The 1,998-nt window shown below is 66.4% G+C and carries 1 protein-coding gene and 2 pseudogenes; all 3 read right to left on the bottom strand.

From position 1 onward, the window contains the following. A pseudogene (locus EN914_RS33490) lies at positions 1-513 on the bottom strand (ABC transporter ATP-binding protein/permease); the annotation flags it as partial. Positions 514-564: 51 nt separating this feature from the next. Then, complete coding sequence (gene nagA, locus EN914_RS33485; RefSeq protein ID WP_024502149.1) at positions 565-1,743, bottom strand: N-acetylglucosamine-6-phosphate deacetylase; 1,179 nt, start codon at positions 1,741-1,743, stop codon at positions 565-567. Beyond that, positions 1,740-1,998, bottom strand: a pseudogene (locus EN914_RS33480) (aminotransferase); the annotation flags it as partial. The pseudogene EN914_RS33480 and the gene nagA, both read right to left, overlap by 4 nt.

Below are 1,998 nucleotides of genomic sequence, written 5' to 3'. Positions count from 1 at the left end.
GCGCTGGATCGTCATGCGCAGATAGACCTGCGCGACCACAAGGCCCGCGCTTCCAGCGACGAGCGGCAGGAATATGGCGCTAAGCACATAGACGGTGTGGACGTTGCGTTGCTCGATGGCGTCGAAGAAGGAGCGGTTCCAGACGTTGATCCCGTACTGAAAGCCGACATTGACGCAGATCAGGATCAACAGCCCGATCGTGAGCGGCCAGGCAAGCCCATCGCCGCGCCTGGCCCAGTAGCCGCGCCCGCTGATCCAGAAACGCCGCAGCAGGTATTTCCGGCGCGCCTGCTCGGCTTCTTCGGGCGTCAGTTGCGGATCCGGCTCGACAGCCTCCGGGGGCGGTCCCGGCTGGCCGTCGACCTCGGGGGCAGCTTCGGCAGTCGGCGGTTTTTTTCCGCGCAGATCCTCGTGGCGCGGCCTGTGGTCACGCGGCGCTTGCTGTCGCGGCTTCAAGGCACCGCGCGGTTTGATGCCGTCGGCCTGTTTCAATTTGGGTTTCGCCTCGGACATACGCTCCGACAACGACCTCAAAATCAAAAGGTTTCACGACGACAGCCGATATCAATGCGCAGTGCCGTAGCCGGCTCCAAAAACCTTTTCGCCGCCGATCCAGACGCCCTTCGGGTCGAGATCGTCCGACAGCGCGACAATATCCGCAGCCGTGCCGTTGGCGAATCGGCCAAGCCGGTGCGACTGGCCGATTGCTTGCGCCGGATAGAGCGAAGCCATGCGCAAGGCCTCGGAAAGCTCGACCCCGATGACGCGGTGGGTGAAACGAATGGCCGAGATCATGTCGAGATCGGCGCCCGCCAGCGTTCCGTCGCCGAGCCGCAGGCTGCCATGCCTGCGATAGATGGTACGGCCGTTGAGCGTGAACGACGTCATGTCGGTGCCGATTGTCGCCATGGCGTCGGTGACCAGAACGATCCTGGCCGGCCCCTGCTTGGCGCGCAGTGCGATCTTGATGGTGGCCGGATCGACATGGATGCCGTCGGCGATGAGACCGGCCGACAAGGTGCCGATGTCGATGGCGGCGCCCGCCAGGCCAGGCTCGCGATTGCCTATCTGGCTCATCGCATTGAACAGGTGGGTAACCATCGAGGCGCCCGCCGCGGCAAAGGCGCTGGCGGTGGCGTAGCCGGTGTCGGAATGGCCAAGGCTGACGATGACGCCGGCCTTAGTCAGCGCCGCGACGCGAGCCGGCTCGACGGATTCGGGCGCGATGGTGGTCAGCAGCACCGGCAGCTTTTGCCGCGCCGCGATCAGCATCGCCTGGTCGGCATCCGTCATCGGCCGGATCAGCGCCGGATCATGCGCGCCCTTGCGGGCGACCGACAAATGCGGGCCTTCGAGATGCAGCCCGAGAAAGCCAGGCACCTTCTGGCGCGCCGCCGCCTCGCCGGCGGCAACAGCGGCGGCCGTGATTGCAGGCGTGTCGGTGATCAGCGTCGGCAGCAGCGCCGTCGTGCCGAAGGGCGCGTGCGCGCGGCAGATGGTCTCGATGGAAGCGATATCGGGATGGTCGTTGAGCATGACGCCGCCGCCGCCATTGACCTGCAGGTCCACGAAGCCCGGCACCAGCAGGCCGTCACCGGCGTCGACGAGGGCGATGTCCGAGGGGACGGCGCCCGTGGGCAAAATGGCCTCGACGAGACCGTCGCGCACGACCAGCGCGTGGCCTTCATGCCAATCGTCGCCGTCGAAAATCCGGGCGCCAGTCAGGGCAAAGCGATTGCTCATACGGTCTCCGTCACCTTGCGAAGATTGCGCGGCGTGTCCGGGTCGAGACCGCGATGGCGGGCAAACGCCTCGACGAACATGTAGAAGGAGACGATCAGCGTCAGCGGATCGGTCAGCGGATGGCCGGTGGCGACATGCGGCAGGCGCACGGCGCGTTGGGCAAGTGCCGAGGTGACGAACACCGGCGCGCCCTTGGCCGCCAGGCTGTCGGCGGCCAAGGGCGCGCCGGTGTTCGTCACCTCGGCACTTGCCCAA

Source organism: Mesorhizobium sp. M7A.F.Ca.CA.001.08.2.1, from assembly GCF_003998455.1.
Classification (GTDB): domain Bacteria; phylum Pseudomonadota; class Alphaproteobacteria; order Rhizobiales; family Rhizobiaceae; genus Mesorhizobium; species Mesorhizobium ciceri.
This window is presented reverse-complemented; position numbering and strand designations above follow the sequence as displayed.

Excerpts from the sequence above, each read along its gene's own strand:
- nagA (WP_024502149.1), bottom strand. The coding sequence starts at position 1,743 with ATGAGCAATCGCTTTGCCCTGACTGGCGCCCGGATTTTCGACGGCGAC.